At 65.1% G+C, this 14,035-nt stretch carries 11 protein-coding genes and 3 pseudogenes; 10 read left to right on the top strand and 4 right to left on the bottom strand.

What is annotated here, in order from left to right; all coding sequences use genetic code 11:
- A pseudogene (locus O7A60_RS04520) lies at positions 1-135 on the top strand (histidine kinase); the annotation flags it as partial.
- A 54-nt stretch (positions 136-189) separates the two neighbouring features.
- Here the strand turns inward: O7A60_RS04520 and O7A60_RS04515 are convergent.
- Positions 190-728, bottom strand: a pseudogene (locus O7A60_RS04515) (DUF6428 family protein).
- A gap of 42 nt (positions 729-770) precedes the next feature.
- Here O7A60_RS04515 and O7A60_RS04510 point away from each other — a divergent pair.
- The 5 genes from O7A60_RS04510 (at position 771) to O7A60_RS04490 (ending at position 3,630) form a co-directional block, all read left to right on the top strand.
- Positions 771-1,124 (top strand): ArsR/SmtB family transcription factor, encoded by a 354-nt coding sequence (locus O7A60_RS04510; RefSeq protein ID WP_140509414.1) that lies wholly within the window; start codon positions 771-773, stop codon positions 1,122-1,124.
- Positions 1,121-1,828, top strand: a complete 708-nt coding sequence (locus tag O7A60_RS04505; protein ID WP_337105191.1) for an MIP/aquaporin family protein — start codon at positions 1,121-1,123, stop codon at positions 1,826-1,828. The genes O7A60_RS04510 and O7A60_RS04505 overlap by 4 nt, the downstream gene beginning before the upstream one ends.
- A complete protein-coding gene (gene arsC, locus O7A60_RS04500; RefSeq protein ID WP_337105190.1) occupies positions 1,825-2,238 on the top strand; it encodes an arsenate reductase (glutaredoxin) in 414 nt (137 codons plus the stop codon). The genes O7A60_RS04505 and arsC overlap by 4 nt, the downstream gene beginning before the upstream one ends.
- A 35-nt stretch (positions 2,239-2,273) precedes the next feature.
- Positions 2,274-2,612: a hypothetical protein gene (locus O7A60_RS04495; protein WP_337105189.1), complete on the top strand. Its 339-nt coding sequence runs from the start codon at positions 2,274-2,276 to the stop codon at positions 2,610-2,612.
- Positions 2,613-2,748: 136 nt separating this feature from the next.
- Positions 2,749-3,630 (top strand): DMT family transporter, encoded by an 882-nt coding sequence (locus O7A60_RS04490; RefSeq protein WP_337105188.1) that lies wholly within the window; start codon positions 2,749-2,751, stop codon positions 3,628-3,630.
- 44 nt (positions 3,631-3,674) lie between these two features.
- On the opposite strand, the gene O7A60_RS04485 is transcribed toward O7A60_RS04490, so the two are convergent.
- Both O7A60_RS04485 and O7A60_RS04480 read right to left on the bottom strand, forming a co-directional pair.
- Positions 3,675-8,393 (bottom strand): autotransporter domain-containing protein, encoded by a 4,719-nt coding sequence (locus O7A60_RS04485; protein WP_337105187.1) that lies wholly within the window; start codon positions 8,391-8,393, stop codon positions 3,675-3,677.
- A gap of 231 nt (positions 8,394-8,624) precedes the next feature.
- A pseudogene (locus O7A60_RS04480) lies at positions 8,625-8,726 on the bottom strand (AraC family transcriptional regulator); the annotation flags it as partial.
- 343 nt (positions 8,727-9,069) lie between these two features.
- Here O7A60_RS04480 and O7A60_RS04475 point away from each other — a divergent pair.
- The 3 genes from O7A60_RS04475 (at position 9,070) to O7A60_RS04465 (ending at position 11,873) form a co-directional block, all read left to right on the top strand.
- Positions 9,070-9,429, top strand: a complete 360-nt coding sequence (locus tag O7A60_RS04475) for an SPW repeat protein (protein ID WP_140762141.1) — start codon at positions 9,070-9,072, stop codon at positions 9,427-9,429.
- Positions 9,430-9,711: 282 nt separating this feature from the next.
- Positions 9,712-11,115, top strand: coding sequence for an NfeD family protein (locus O7A60_RS04470; RefSeq protein ID WP_337105186.1), 1,404 nt, complete (start codon positions 9,712-9,714; stop codon positions 11,113-11,115).
- On the top strand, positions 11,112-11,873 hold the full coding sequence (locus O7A60_RS04465; protein WP_337105185.1) for a slipin family protein: 762 nt from the start codon (positions 11,112-11,114) through the stop codon (positions 11,871-11,873). The genes O7A60_RS04470 and O7A60_RS04465 overlap by 4 nt, the downstream gene beginning before the upstream one ends.
- A 50-nt stretch (positions 11,874-11,923) precedes the next feature.
- On the opposite strand, the gene O7A60_RS04460 is transcribed toward O7A60_RS04465, so the two are convergent.
- Positions 11,924-12,853, bottom strand: coding sequence for a LysR family transcriptional regulator (locus O7A60_RS04460; protein WP_337105208.1), 930 nt, complete (start codon positions 12,851-12,853; stop codon positions 11,924-11,926).
- Between the two features lie 98 nt (positions 12,854-12,951).
- Here O7A60_RS04460 and O7A60_RS04455 point away from each other — a divergent pair, with 98 nt between their 5' ends.
- Positions 12,952-13,962 (top strand): zinc-dependent alcohol dehydrogenase family protein, encoded by a 1,011-nt coding sequence (locus tag O7A60_RS04455; protein ID WP_337105184.1) that lies wholly within the window; start codon positions 12,952-12,954, stop codon positions 13,960-13,962.
- The last annotated feature ends 73 nt before the right edge of the window (positions 13,963-14,035 follow it).

Genomic DNA, 14,035 nt, shown 5'->3' with positions numbered 1-14,035 from the left:
AAGCGAGGCAAGCTCGGCGCGCTCATCGCACAGTCGCTGAGCGAGAACGCCAAGGCGGAGTTCCATGTGACTTCCAGCGCTGACGAAGGCACCCGGGTCACAATCGTGTTCAAGCGCTCTGCCGCTGCAGCCTAGACTGGATACTGAAATGGCGCTTCACCCACGCTGGACCGGCCAGCCTGCTGTGATCTATCCGCAGCAAGGTTGCGAGCCGGCGGAAGGCTCGCAACAGGCCTTGGCTTTCCGCTCTTCCTCCAGCCAACGGTCGCGCGGCTTGCAGCTTGCCGGCCGGGGCGAAAGCTCGACATGCACCGCGCCCTCGACGAGCCGGGGAAGGGCGGCCCGATAAAGCGCGATCGGGCGCACACCGTCGCTGACCTCAAAGGTCAGCCGGGCGGAAGGGTCGAGGTCGACATGCTCCGTTACCTTGCGGATGATCGCGGAGAATTTCCCGGCCGGCATATGCGTGCGGTCGCCCTCGTCAACGTCCCAGAGCTGCACGAAGATCTCGGCCCAGGCTTCCGGATTGGCCCGCAGTCCAGCGCCGCGAACGTGCCCGCCTTCACCTCGGTGACGTGGTAGCCGGGTTTTACCGGCCGGCCATCGTAGAAAAACACCAGCGGCCTGTCCTTGTGGCCGGCCAGAAACCCCAGCAGGCCAGCGATGGTGATGTCCTCGGGATCGCTGACGATGGAGAGTTCAAATTCCCGATTGTCAGAGGCAAGCATGTGCGGTAATCCTTGTTTCAACATTTCTAGGATTGTTGAAATATGGATGAACGTCAAGCCCTGTCCGCCTTCGCGGCCCTTTCGCAGGAGACGCGTCTGCGCATCCTGCGGCATCTGGTGATCGCGGGTCCGGATGGTATTGCCGCAGGCGCTATCGCCGAGAAGGTCGAGGTCTCGGCGTCGAATGTGAGCTTCCACCTGAAGGAACTCGAACGGGCTGGGCTGGTAAGCGTGCGCCGCGATTCCCGGTCCATGGTCTACAGCGCCGAATATGAAGCGCTGAGCGGGCTCATCCGCTTTTTGATGGAGGATTGCTGCTCCGGACGGCAGGAGATTTGCGCGCCGGCGCTGGCGCCGGGCTGCTGTGCGGCCGACGCGCAAGAGACGGCTCAATGACAGTCGAGCGCCAATTCGACCTGCCGCGCCGCCTGGTCGCCGAGAGCCTCGGCACGGCGCTGCTGGTGGCTACGGTCGTCGGTTCAGGCATCATGGCGCAGTCGCTGACGACCGACGGCGCACTGGCACTTCTGTGCAACACACTGCCAACCGGTGCGAGCCTGGTCGTGCTGATCACAATCCTCGGCCCAATATCCGGTGCCCATTTCAATCCGGCCGTGTCGCTCACTCTCGCTCTTTCGCGCCGCCTGTCGGCCAGGGATTGCACCTTGTATATACTGGCCCAGCTTGCCGGCGGCGTTGCCGGAACGATGATCGCGCATCTGATGTTCGGGCTGGCGCCGCTGGCGCTGTCGACGCATGGCCGCACCGGCGCCGCGCAATGGCTTTCGGAAGGCGTTGCGACTTTCGGCCTGCTCGCCGTCGTCCTGGCCGGCCTGCGCTTCGAACGCGCGGCCGTGCCCTGGCTGGTCGGCCTTTATATCACCGCTGCCTACTGGTTCACCGCCTCGACGTCCTTCGCCAACCCGGCGGTCGCGGTGGCGAGGGCGTTCACCGACACGTATTCCGGAATCAGCCCGGCAAGTCTTCCCGGCTTCATCGCCGCCGAGTTCGCCGGCGCCGGCTTGGCCTTGGTCCTGATGACCTGGTTGCTGCAGCCGCAATCCGAAATCCAACCTCTTGCCGTCAAGGCCGCGCCATGACCGTCACCATCTACCACAATCCCGACTGCGGCACCTCGCGCAACACGCTTGCCATGATCAAAGCGAGCGGCGAGGAGCCGGTCGTCATCGAATATCTGCAACATCCGCCCAGCCGGGACCGCCTGCGCCAGCTTATCGCCGCCATGGGAATTCCGGTGCGCGCCTTGCTGCGCGAAAAGGGCACACCCTATGCCGAGCTTGGCCTGGCTGATCCCGAATGGACCGACGAGCAGCTGCTCGATGCCATGCTGGAGCATCCGATCCTGATCAACCGGCCGATCGTCGAGACGCCCCGGGGGACGCGGTTGTGCCGGCCATCCGAGCTCGTGCTCGACCTGCTCGACCATCCGGCGACCCACTTCACCAAGGAAGACGGCGAGGTGGTAACCGGTGACCGTGGCATCAAGTGATCGGGGCCTTTCCGAGCTCGATGCCTCGGAGCCTGATGACAACCGGTGTGGTCGTGCTGGATAGCACCGCGCCTTCCATCGCCGGGGCCATGGCGTTCGCCGTCATCTTCGGCATGGGCAACGGGCTTTTCAGCATCGTCACTGGCTCGCTGCCGCTCACACTGTTCGGCAGCGAGGGCTACGGCCGGCTGCAGGGGCGGGTCATGTCGGCCCGGCTGATCGTCTCGGCCGTGGCGCCCTTTGCCCTGGCATTCGCCATCATGCATATCGGCATTGCCTGGTCGCTCGGAGCGATGGCGCTTCTGGGCGCCGCCGCGCTGCTCGTCCTGGTGGCGATCACGAGACTGCCGAACGCCCGCAGCGACCGGGTGTGATGTCCGATAGCGTTGCCCGCCGGTTATGGCCGTGCCCTCATCGAGGCATCCGCGCTGTCTCACGACAGCAAGGCCGGTTCACCCTATTGCGTTGCTGCCGGGCAGGTTCGCCTCGCGGCATGGAGGATGAACCAAAGTGACATCAATGCCGGTTGCTAGCCGCGAAGCAGCACCCTTGCCGATCGCGGCGCTGATGGGCGCCATGGTGTCGATCCAGATCGGCGCCACCTTCGCCAAGACGCTGTTCCCGGTGATCGGCGCGCAAGGCACGACGACGCTCAGGCTGGTCATCGGCGCGCTGATGCTGATCGCGGTGCTGCGGCCCTGGCAGACGCGGCCCTCGCGCGCTACTCTGCCGTGGCTCGTCGCCTATGGGGTGACGCTGTGCGCGCTCAACCTTCTGTTTTACGCGGCACTTGCCAGGATCCCGCTCGGCGTCGCGGTGGCGCTGGAGTTTTCCGGTCCCCTGCTGGTGGCGACGCTGACCTCGCGGCGGGCCAGCGACTTTGCCTGGATCGCACTGGCGGTCGCCGGCATCGTCCTGTTGTCGCCCTTCATCCGTTCGCTGCAGCCGCTTGACCCGATCGGCGTGATGCTGGCGCTGGCGGCTGGCGGCTTCTGGGCGCTCTATATCGTGCTGGCGCAGAAGGCGGGCGCGGAACTCGGCACCCGCACTACCGCCTATGGCATGGCCATCGCCGCCATGCTGGTGCTGCCCTTCGGCGTCGCGGAAGCAGGATCGGCGCTGCTCGCGCCCTCGATCCTGGTCAGCGCGCTGCTCGTCGGCCTGTTTTCCAGCGCGCTGCCGTTCTTCCTGGAGATGGTGGCGCTGACCCGCATGCCGGCGCGCATCTATGGCACGCTGACCTGCCTGGAACCGGGGCTCGGCGCGCTGGCCGGGTTTTTATTCCTGCGGGAAAACCTGACCATGCCGCAACTGGCCGGCATCGCCGCCGTGATCGTGGCCGCCGCCGGCACCGCGCTGACCTCGAAGCCGCCGGTGCCTTCGCCGGAGTAGGGTGGGTCGAGGAAGGCGCAGGCTCACGCTGCACGGCCGGTTGTTCAAAACCGCAGGCCCAGATTGATCTTCGCGCCCTGGTCGACCGTGCCGCCGCCGAACTGCCCGGTGTAGGACAGGCCGAGCGTCGCATTGGCCGACATGTCGAGGTCGAGGCCGGCCTCGATCACCGCGGCGTCCCTGGCGACAGGCACGCCGGCGATCGTGAAGGCGTCACCGCCGGTGAAGGCGAAGCTGGACGTCGGCGTGACATCGCCGAAGGCGTGGCGCCATCCGAGCATGCCGCGCGCGGTGGCGTCGATGCCGCCAAGCATGAAGCCGGTCGAGCCCCGCAGGCCCAGTGTGGTGAAGGTGGCGTTGGTGCTTGCGCCGGTGCTGGTCAAGGCCGCCGCACCACCCGTTTCGGTGAAGCCGTCGCTATGCACACTGACATAAGCGAGATTGGCGAAGGGTTCGAACTTGAAGCGCCCGGCATCGGCCTTATAGGCGAGTTCGCCGAACACTTGCGCCGTGCCGGCGTCGTAGTCGGCCGAGAGCTGATCGGCAAAACCGTTGAAGGCAACCGAGCGTTTTGTCGAGAGGCTGTTCCAGCTGTAGGCCGCACCGGTGCGGAAGGCGATGGCACCCCAATTTGTGCCGCCATAGAGGCCGAGATGGTAGCTGTCGCTCTTGCCGGATGACTGACGCTCATCCACCTCAAAGGAGGAATGGCTGTAGCCGCCGATGAGGCCAATGCGCCAGCCGCCGACCAAAGTGTCGGCACCGGCCAGCAGGCCACCGGTCGAGCGGTCGAAGGCGGCGGCGTTGCCGTCGGAATCCGTCTTGCCCCAGGAGCCGAAGCCCTGGCCCCAGACGGCGAAGCGGTCGGTATCGGCGGCGACCATTTCGGGCCCGCCTTCGCCATAAGCCATGACCGGCAACGCTGCCGCACCAATATCGCCGAAGGCGGCGCTGATGCGATTGTTGGCGGCGTCGCGGATGAAGCGGCTGTCCTCCAGCAGCATGCCCTTGGCCGAGGCGTGAATTTCGCCCGAAAGCTGGTCGAAAGCGTCCTGGGCGGCGGCTTCACTCGGCAGGGCGAAGATGGCATCAAACAGCGGATTGCCGCTGCCAAGGCTTTCGGCGCCGCCGCCGGTGGCGATCTGATTGGGCGTCAGGCCGACGTCGGCGAAGGCCTTTGCCTGCATCACGTCAAGATAGACATGCGTCGGGTCGTAACTGGCGAAAAGGCCGCTGAACGGGCCCAGCCCGCTGATCGTGTAGGTGCCGGTGACGCCGGCGTCGGCCTCCAGTACCGTATAATGCGTGCCAACCACGTAAGGCGCGGCGTCCGTCTTGACCAGGTCGAGAATGGCGCCGGATGCGATGGTCGCCGTACCCGTCGCATCAATAAGATCGGACTGGCCGGTCGAGGTCAGCTCGACTTGGTAAATCGAGCCCGCCGCCTGGTCGAGACTGCCCGCGACATGCAGCGTGCCGATCGAATTGCCCGGCGCGATGATGCCGCCCGATTGCGCCGTGATGGCGCCCACCGTGCCGTTGCCGCCCAGTGTGCCGCCAAAGACTGTCACCAGCGAGTTGGCCAGCGAACCGTTCACGGCCAGCCGTCCGCCGCTCACGTTGGTGGCGCCGGTGAAGGCGCTCGAATCGGCGGTGAGATTCGTATTGCCGGCGATCTGGTTGATCGAGCCGACGCCGCCGATCGCCGCCGCGAAGGCGTAGTTCGTGTCGGTGTGGTTGAAGTTGATCGCACCCGCGCCCGATCCGAACTGGATGCTCGCCGCATTGAGCGTACCCGCGCCGGTCGCCGGCGATCCGCTCGCCGCACCGATGTTCAGCGTGCCCACCGAACCCGCCAGGACGGCGATGTCGACCGCGCCGCCGGCGGCCACCGCGCCGCCATTCGCAATCGTCAGCGCGCCTGTGCCACCAGCGCCGAGATTTAGATCTCCGCTGCTGGTCCAAACCGAGCCGGTGCCGCTGACGTTAGCCGTACCGATGGACCCGGCATCAAAGCCCAGATAGCCATCGCTGTTGGCGACGTTGCCGCCGTTCGAGATGGTCAATGAGCCCGTACCACGCTGACCGACGAGAAGGAGGTTGCTGCTGGTCCAGGTTGAGCCCGCGCCGCTGACCATTGCCGTACCCATGGACACGACCTCAAAGCCCAGATAGCCAGCCGCGCTGGCGACCGTACCGCCGTTTGAGACCGCCAGCGTGCCGGTGCCGTTTTCGCCGACATAGAGGGAAGAATTGTTGGTCCAGACCGAGCCGACACCGTCGACCGTCACGGATCCGATGGCGCCCACGGCGGAGCCTACGGTGCTCACCAGATTGACGACGCTGCCGCCGTTCGAGATCGTCAACTTGCCCGTGCCGGAATCGCCGATGCGCAGGTCCGAGAAATTGATCCAGCTCGAGCCCGGGCCGTCGACCGTGGCGGTGCCCATGGAGCCCGCGGCATTGCCCACATAGCCGATTTGATTGCTGACGGAGCCACCGTTCAAAATGTTCAGTGTGCCAGTGCCGAAATTACCCACAGACAGATCGACACTATTGGTCCAGGTCGACCCGGTACCTTCTATTGTTGCCGTACCGGTTGATCCGACCAGATCACCGACATTGCCATCAGTGTCGCTGACCGCGCCGCCATTACTCACAACCAGCGTGCCGGTGCCGAATTCGCCAACATCAAACCAACCCGACCCAGTGAATGCTGATCCGGCACCATCGACCGTCATTGTGCCGTGCGAAGCCGCGTCATATCCCAGGCCTGTCTGCACAGCCACGTTGACTTGGCCACCGCCACTGATGTCCAGCGTGCCGGTGCCGGTGCCATAATTGCCCACATACAAACTGGCTGTGTTCCAGACCGAGCCGCCACCATCGACGGCGACATGGCCAACGCCGCCCGCAAGGCCGCCAACCTCACCGTTGATACTGCTGACCGCGCCGCCATTGGCGATGTTCAGTGTGCCGATGCCAGAATTGCCGACGACCAGGTTATGCGAGTTCGTCCAAGTTGACCCAGTGCCATCGATGGTCGCTGTGCCGGTCGAGCCCGCCGAATAGCCAAGATAGGCCATGTCGTTGCTGACGGCACCGCCATTGATGATCGTCAGGTTGCCGGTGCCTTGGTCGCCCACGGTCAACGACCCGCTGTTGGTCCAGGTCGAACCCGCGCCGTCGACCGTCGCCGTGCCGACGGAACCTGCATTGTAGCCAACGAAGCCCGAGCCACTGCTGACCGCGGCGCCGTTCGAGATCGTCAGCATGCCCGTGCCAAGACCCCCGACATAGAGGTCACCGCTATTCGTCCACTTCGATCCCGCGCCGTCGACCGCCGCCGTGCCGGTCGAACCGGCAATGTAGCCAAGATAGGCCCATCCATTGCTGACCGTGCCGCCGTTCGAGATCGTCAGCATACCCGTACCGTAGCCGCCGACGAACAGGTCCGAACTGTTGGTCCAGGCCGAGCCGAGGCCATCGACCGCCACCGTGCCGATTGTGTCCGAGTACATGCCCACATAGCCCGTATTGCTGCTGACGGCGCCACCGTTCGAGATCGTCAGCATGCCCATGCCGTGATTGCCGACGAACAGGTTGGAAGAATTTGTCCAGGTCGAACCCGTACCATCGACGGTCACCGTGCCGGTGGAACCTGCATTGAAGCCAACGAAGCCCAGTTGATTGCTGACCGCGCCGCCGTTCAGGATGGTCATCGTGCCGGACCCCTGATCGCCGACGAGCAGGTTGGAGCTGGTCCAGGTCGAGCCGACACCATCGACGGTGACTGTGCCCGTGGAGGCTGAACTTTTGGCAATCGTCCCTAGGTCGTCGGTCACCTTGCCGCCAGCGGAAACGACCATCGCGCCCGTGCCATTCTGTCCGACCGTCAAATCGCCGCTATTCGTCCATGTCGATCCCGTGCCGGAGACATTCACCGTGCCATGGGAGCCGGCATTCGCAGCCACGACGCCGGTCACATCCGTTGCGGTGGCACCGGTGAATATGTCCAGAAAGCCGGTGCCCTGATCGCCGACGGTCACTTGGGAACTGTTCGTCCACGTCGATCCGGGACCTGTCACCACAACGGTGCCGAATGCCGAGAAATCTCCGCCGATATTGGCAAGATCGTCCGACAACAAGCCGCCATTTGAAACCGTCACCGAGCCGGTGCCGCCGAAACCGACATAGAGATTGCCCGTGCTGTTCCATTGCGACCCGACGCCGTCGACCGTGGCCGTACCAGAGGAGCCGGAAACGTAGCCGACATAACTATTGAGGTTATTCACAACGCCGCCGCTGGCCACGTCCAACGTAGCGGTGCCGCCATATCCGACTATGAAATTGGCGAAAGTACTCCACGAGGAGCCGGCACCCGTAACAGTTGCCGATGCATTGGCGGTTGCCGAATATGCCAATGTACCGTCTTGGCTGGTGAGAGTGCCAGCATTCGAAATGGTCAGATCACCGGTCGAAGAAGAGCCATTTGCTATGGTGACACCGGCGGCAAAAGCATTTGCGCCGTTGATGACGGTCGGGTTGACGGCGCTTGTGTTGATAGTGACATTATCCGCCGCTGTCGGCACCGACGTTGGGCTCCAGTTTCCGGCCGTGAACCAGTTCGTGGAGGCGGCGCCGGTCCAGACCTCGGCTGCCGATGCAGGGATCGGCTGGCCAAGGCCGATCAGCGCCGTCGACGTCAGCGCCAGATATTTCAACGCCTGCGCCTTGCGGCCTTCAAATCCATTCTGCGGCATTCAATCCCCTGACATGACAGTCATTTCGCCCTGAGGCTGACATGTCATCGACGCCCGGCTGTTGTCTTGGGCAAGGCCGCACTGGAATTGGACTGGAGTGAGGTGCCTTGCCTTTTTCGCGCATTGTGGCGGTTTGGCCCACTGATTGCCGCTGGTGCCCTGGCTTTCGGTCTCTCACGGAGGGAATCGGGCATGGCCGCGTCGGTTCACCAGTCGCGGAGGTGCCCGGGTCTATCTGGCGCTCGGCGGCGTACGGCCGAACCGGCGGCGGAAGCAGCGGTTGAAGTACGACACATCGCTGAATCCGCTTATCATGGCGATGTCGCTGACCCGCATGCCGGCGCGCCTCCATGGCACGCTGACCTGCCTGGAACCGGGGCTCGGCGCGCTGGCCGCAACTGGCCGGCATCGCCGTCGTATCGTGGCCGCCGCCGCACCGCGCTGACCTCGAAGCCGCCGGTGCCTTCGCCGGAGTAGAGGAGAGGCCGTCTCTTCGTCGCCGATCTCCGACGTCTGCTCCTTCATGGACTTCGCAAGAATACAACCCCACCTACGCCGGCCGAGGCTGCCGCCGAGCAGGTCTTGAAGGCCACGCGAAGCATAATTACATCAATGACTAAGCGTGCGTCGCACGCGAATGTAATGCTTTGGTCAAGCTTCATCTATGGAGGTTGTCATGGCTAATATGCTCATGGAAGGAAAGAAGGGTCAGGACTGGCTCAATCTGGTCCTTGCCATCTGCCTGTTCATCTCACCTTGGGTAATCGGCTTCGCTGCTGAAACCGCGCCTGCATGGAACGCCTGGGTTGTTGGCGTCGTGCTGGGTGTCATGGCTCTGGCAGCGCTTACCGCGTTCGCCGAGTGGGAAGAATGGGTGAGTGTCGTTCTCGGGCTCTGGCTGATCGTTTCGCCCTGGCTACTCGGTTTCATGGCGAACACACATGCGATGGCCACTGACGTCGTTCTCGGCGTGCTGGTGGTTGCCGTATCCGGCTGGGCCGTCTGGGACTTCCGTCACCCGCACGCGCACGCGTGATTGGGACGGACCAAGGGTGGGGGCTCGGCGCGCGAGTGACGGGCTCCTCCCGCAGATATGGAATGCGCGTCCAAGGTATGCGAAATTTGGGCTGGCGCCCTGGTGCCGCGAGGGCGATGGATGACGCTGTAAAAGTTCGGTCACCGCCCCGATTTTGTGAATGTCCGCCGGCATCCGTTTGCCGGGTCCGCCCGTGCCGATCTGGCCACCCGCTTGCGATCGGGAGGCCGCGCCCATGGATTTCGGTGAGATCGAACCCATATCTTGGGTAGGAGTTTGAGCGTGACCTTCGCGCGGGTGGCCCTTTTCGCCGCGGCTTTCGTCGCCGTGGCTGTCGTTTCTCTCTTCCCTTCGGCCGGGAGCGAGAAGGTTGCGTTGAGCGTCGCCATTGACGGCGCCATCGGGCCGGCAAGCAGCAGGCAGCTCAAGGAAGCGCTCGATGCCGCGGCCAGGCGGGACGCGGCGGTCCTCATCCTGCAGCTCGACACGCCGGGCGGGCTGGTCACCTCGATGCGCGAGATGATCGCCGACATCCTGGCGTCGCCGGTGCCTGTCATCGGCTATGTCGCACCGGCCGGCGGCCATGCGGCAAGTGCCGGCACCTATATCCTCTATGCCACCCATGTCGCGGCGATGGCGCCCGGCACCAATCTTGGTGCGGCGACGCCGATGGAGATTGGCGGCATGCCGTCGCTTCCGGGCGGCGACAAGGGCGATCAGAAGGACGTGGGTGACCAGAAGGGCGGGGGCGACCAGAAGGAAACCGGCGGGCGGCCGGCGGGCGACGCGATGATGGCCAAGGTGACCAATGACGCGGTCGCCCTGATCCGCTCTCTTGCCGAACTGCGCGGGCGCAACGGCGACTGGGGCGAGAAGGCCGTGCGCGAAGCGGCGAGCCTTTCGGCCAATGCGGCATTACAGGAACATGTGATCGATTTCGTCGCCCGCGACACCACCGAGCTGCTGCAACTGGCCGATGGGCGCACCGTCGATGTGGCGGGCAAGAAAGTGGTGCTGGCGACGAAGGGGCTGCCGGTCGAGACGCTGGAGCCGGGCTGGTTCATCCAGCTGCTTTCCGTCATCACCGATCCGAACACCGCCGTCATCCTGATGCTGGTCGGCGTCTATGGCATCGTCTTCGAGTTCACCAGCCCGGGCGCGGTCGCGCCTGGCGTCATCGGCACCACCTGTCTCGTGCTCGGCCTCTATGCGCTCGATTTCCTGCCGATCAACTATACCGGCCTTGCCCTGATGCTGCTCGGCGTCGTTTTCCTGATCATCGAGGCCTTCAATCCCACCGTCGTGCTCGGGCTCGGCGGCGTGGCCGCCTTTCTGTTCGGTGCCGCCATGCTGCTGCGGGTCGAGGGGCCGGGCTTTGCCCTGTCATGGGCCGTCATCGGTCCCGCCGCCGCGCTGACGCTTGGATTGGCGCTGCTAAGCGGCACCTATCTCTGGGCGGCGCGCCGGAAGCCGCCGCGCGTCGGCGGCGAAGCAATGCGCGGCCAGCCGGCCGAGATCCTCGACTGGCAGGGCGGCGAGGGCCATGTGCTGGCCTTGGGTGAGCGCTGGCGGGCCAGGGCCGATGAACCCGTCGCGGCCGGCGACAGCGTCGAGGTGACCGAGATCGCCGACCTCGTGCTGACCGTGCGACGGCGCGACGCGGGAAGGAATGGAGCAAGGCAATGAACATCGGTTATGTGGCCTACTTGGTACTTGCGCTTCTTGTGGTCATGTTCCTGTCCGCGGCTATTCGCATCCTCAGGGAATATCAGCGCGGCGTGGTCTTCACGCTCGGCCGCTTCACCGGGGTCAGGGGACCCGGCCTCATCGTTCTGATCCCCTTCGTCCAGCAGATGGTGAAGGTCGACCTGCGCGTGGTGGTGCAGGACGTGCCGCCGCAGGATGTGATTTCGCGCGACAACGTCTCGGTGAAGGTCAATGCCGTGCTTTATTTCCGCATCGTCGACGCCGAGCGGGCGGTCATCCAGGTCGAGGACTACATGGCCGCCACCAACCAGCTGGCGCAGACCACGCTGCGATCGGTGCTCGGCAAGCACGAACTCGACGAGATGCTGGCCGAGCGCGACAAGCTCAACAGCGACATCCAGGAAATCCTCGACCAGCGCACCGATGCGTGGGGCATCAAGGTGTCCAATGTCGAGATCAAGCATGTCGACCTCAACGAGAACATGGTCCGCGCCATCGCCAAACAGGCCGAGGCCGAGCGGCTGCGGCGCGCCAAGGTGATCAATGCCGAAGGCGAGCAGCAGGCGGCGGCGAAACTGGTCGAGGCGGGCCGCATGCTGGCGGCCGAGCCGCAGGCCATGCAGCTGCGCTATTTCGAGGCCTTGCACGACATCGCCGGCGAGCGCTCGTCCACGGTGGTGTTCCCGCTGCCGGTGGACTTGCTCAGCCAATTCCTGAAGCACGGGAAGAGCGCGTAATTCCCCCACGAGGGGGCGATCGGCGGCTTCGCCAGTCCCGCCACTTCACTTCACCGCCGCCAGGGCGGCTCCGGCGCGAAGCGCTTGCCGATCCAGTCTGTGAAGGCGCGGGTCTTGGCGGCTTTTCCCTTGGCCGAGGGCGTGACGACGTAGACCGCGCCTTCGTCCGCCAGCGTCCACTCCTCCAGCACGGGCACCAGCCGTCCGTCGGCAAGCTCACGGCCGACCAGCCAATCGGTGCTCATCATCAAGCCGACGCCTTGCACGGCGGCGTCGACCAGCACCTCGGCATCGTCGGTGACCAACGGCCCCGAAACCTCGATGCGTGCGCGCCGGCCCTCGCGGTCGGTCATCTCCCAGGCTGGAAAGGTCTGGAAGCCCGAGAAGCCCAGGCAGGCGTGGTCGAGCAGCGCCTGGGGTGTCTCCGGCCTGCCCTTGCGGGCGAGATAGGATGGAGCAGCGCAGAGCAACCGGCGTCGCGTCGCCACCTTGCGTGCCACCAGGCGCGAATCCTCCAGGCTGCCCAGTCGCACGGCCACATCGAAATTCTCGGCGACCAGATCGGTGAAGCGGTTGGAGAATTCGGCCTCGATGCGGACATCGGGAAATTCGGCGAGGAACCGAGGCAACAGCGGCCCGATCCACATGCGCCCGAACGTGCCGGGCAGCGCCAGCCTGAGCACGCCGCGCGGGCCGCCCCCGGCATGCGCGGACGCGACGGCCTCAGCCTCGTCGACGGATGCGAGGATGGCGCGCACACGCACCAGGAATTCGGCACCCGCTTCGGTCAGCGACACGCTGCGCGTCGTGCGCGAGAGCAACCTCACCCCAAGCCGCGCCTCCAGCGATTGCAGGCGCCGCGACAGGATGGTCGCGTCGCGCCCGACACGTGCCGCCGCCCGGGTGAAGGAGCGCGCCTCGGCGATAGCGGCGAAGGCGGTCATCTCGGCAAGGGCCGCGGGTTCGTGAGATTGCTGCATCATTCACAGTTCTCAATTGCAGAAAGCAAGGATTATCCAGAGATAGCGCAGCAAATAGGTTCACTCAATCGAACAAATTGTCCCACCGGAGTGAAACCATGAAAGCCATCGAACTCAGCCAGCCCAGGCTGGACGCCTTCCGCGCCGCCATCGTTGCAACCCCTGAACCGCAGCGCGGCGAGGTGCTGATCCGCCAGCGTGCGGCGAGCCTCAATTTCGTCGATGTGGCGGTGGCGAGCGGCAATTATCCCGGACCGAGTTTCCCGCTCATCCCCGTCGCCGACGGCGCCGGCGAGATCGTCGCGCTGGGCGAGGGCGTTACCAGATTCGCCATCGGTGATCGCGTCGTCGCGCATGCCAAGCCGCGCTGGATCGGTGGGCCGCCGCGGCCCTACGAAATGACGCAGATGCGCGGCGTCTCGATGCCGGGATCGCTGGCCGAATATGTGGCGCTGCCGGCCAATTCGCTGGTGGCGGTCCCGGCGCATCTCTCCTTCGAGGCGGCGTCGACCCTGCCGATCGCCGGCACCACCGCCTGGAACGCCATCCGCGCCGCCAATGTCGGGCCGGGCTCGGTCGTGGTGCTGCTTGGCACGGGCGGCGTCTCGATCTTCACCCTGCAGCTCGCGAAAGCCGCCGGCGCCATCGTCATCATCACCTCGTCGTCGGACGAAAAGCTGGAGCGGGCGAAGGCGCTCGGTGCCGATCATCTCATCAACTACCGCGCGACGCCCGACTGGGACGGCAAGGTGCTGGAGCTGACCGGCGGCCTCGGCGCCGACCTCATCGTCGAGACCGGCGGAACCGCCACTTTCGCCCTTGCCGTCAACGCCACCGCGCCCGGCGGCACGCTGTTCACCATCGGCTTCGTCACCGGTGCGGAAGCCACGATCAATCTGCTGCCGATCATCATCAAGGCGCTGAAGGTGGTCGGCAACAACACCGGATCCGTATCCGATCTTTTCGACGCCGCCCGTGCCATCGGCGCGGCCAGGATCGAACCGGTTGTCGACAAGGTGTTTTCACCTGATCAAGCGAGCGAAGCCTACACCCACATGGCCGCCGGCGGCCTGCATTTCGGCAAGCTGGTGTTCGGGCTGGAGTGGTGAAGCAGCTGATCTCCCTCTCCCTGGGGGAGATGCCCGGCAGGGCAGAGGGGGCGCGAAGGATCGCGGCCTTTCG

This window comes from Mesorhizobium salmacidum (SeqCode), assembly GCF_037179605.1.
In the GTDB taxonomy this organism is placed as follows: domain Bacteria; phylum Pseudomonadota; class Alphaproteobacteria; order Rhizobiales; family Rhizobiaceae; genus Mesorhizobium; species Mesorhizobium salmacidum.
The sequence above is the reverse complement of the archived record's forward strand: the minus strand, read 5'-3'. Positions and strand labels throughout refer to the sequence as shown.

What these genes read in the sequence shown, in the direction of transcription:
- O7A60_RS04510 (WP_140509414.1), top strand. Translation starts at nt 771, where the DNA reads ATGGATGAACGTCAAGCCCTGTCCGCCTTCGCGGCCCTTTCGCAGGAG.
- O7A60_RS04505 (WP_337105191.1), top strand. Translation starts at nt 1,121, where the DNA reads ATGACAGTCGAGCGCCAATTCGACCTGCCGCGCCGCCTGGTCGCCGAG.
- arsC (WP_337105190.1), top strand. Translation starts at nt 1,825, where the DNA reads ATGACCGTCACCATCTACCACAATCCCGACTGCGGCACCTCGCGCAAC.
- O7A60_RS04495 (WP_337105189.1), top strand. Translation starts at nt 2,274, where the DNA reads ATGACAACCGGTGTGGTCGTGCTGGATAGCACCGCGCCTTCCATCGCC.
- O7A60_RS04485 (WP_337105187.1), bottom strand. Translation starts at nt 8,393, where the DNA reads ATGCCGCAGAATGGATTTGAAGGCCGCAAGGCGCAGGCGTTGAAATAT.
- O7A60_RS04475 (WP_140762141.1), top strand. Translation starts at nt 9,070, where the DNA reads ATGGCTAATATGCTCATGGAAGGAAAGAAGGGTCAGGACTGGCTCAAT.
- O7A60_RS04465 (WP_337105185.1), top strand. Translation starts at nt 11,112, where the DNA reads ATGAACATCGGTTATGTGGCCTACTTGGTACTTGCGCTTCTTGTGGTC.
- O7A60_RS04460 (WP_337105208.1), bottom strand. Translation starts at nt 12,853, where the DNA reads ATGCAGCAATCTCACGAACCCGCGGCCCTTGCCGAGATGACCGCCTTC.
- O7A60_RS04455 (WP_337105184.1), top strand. Translation starts at nt 12,952, where the DNA reads ATGAAAGCCATCGAACTCAGCCAGCCCAGGCTGGACGCCTTCCGCGCC.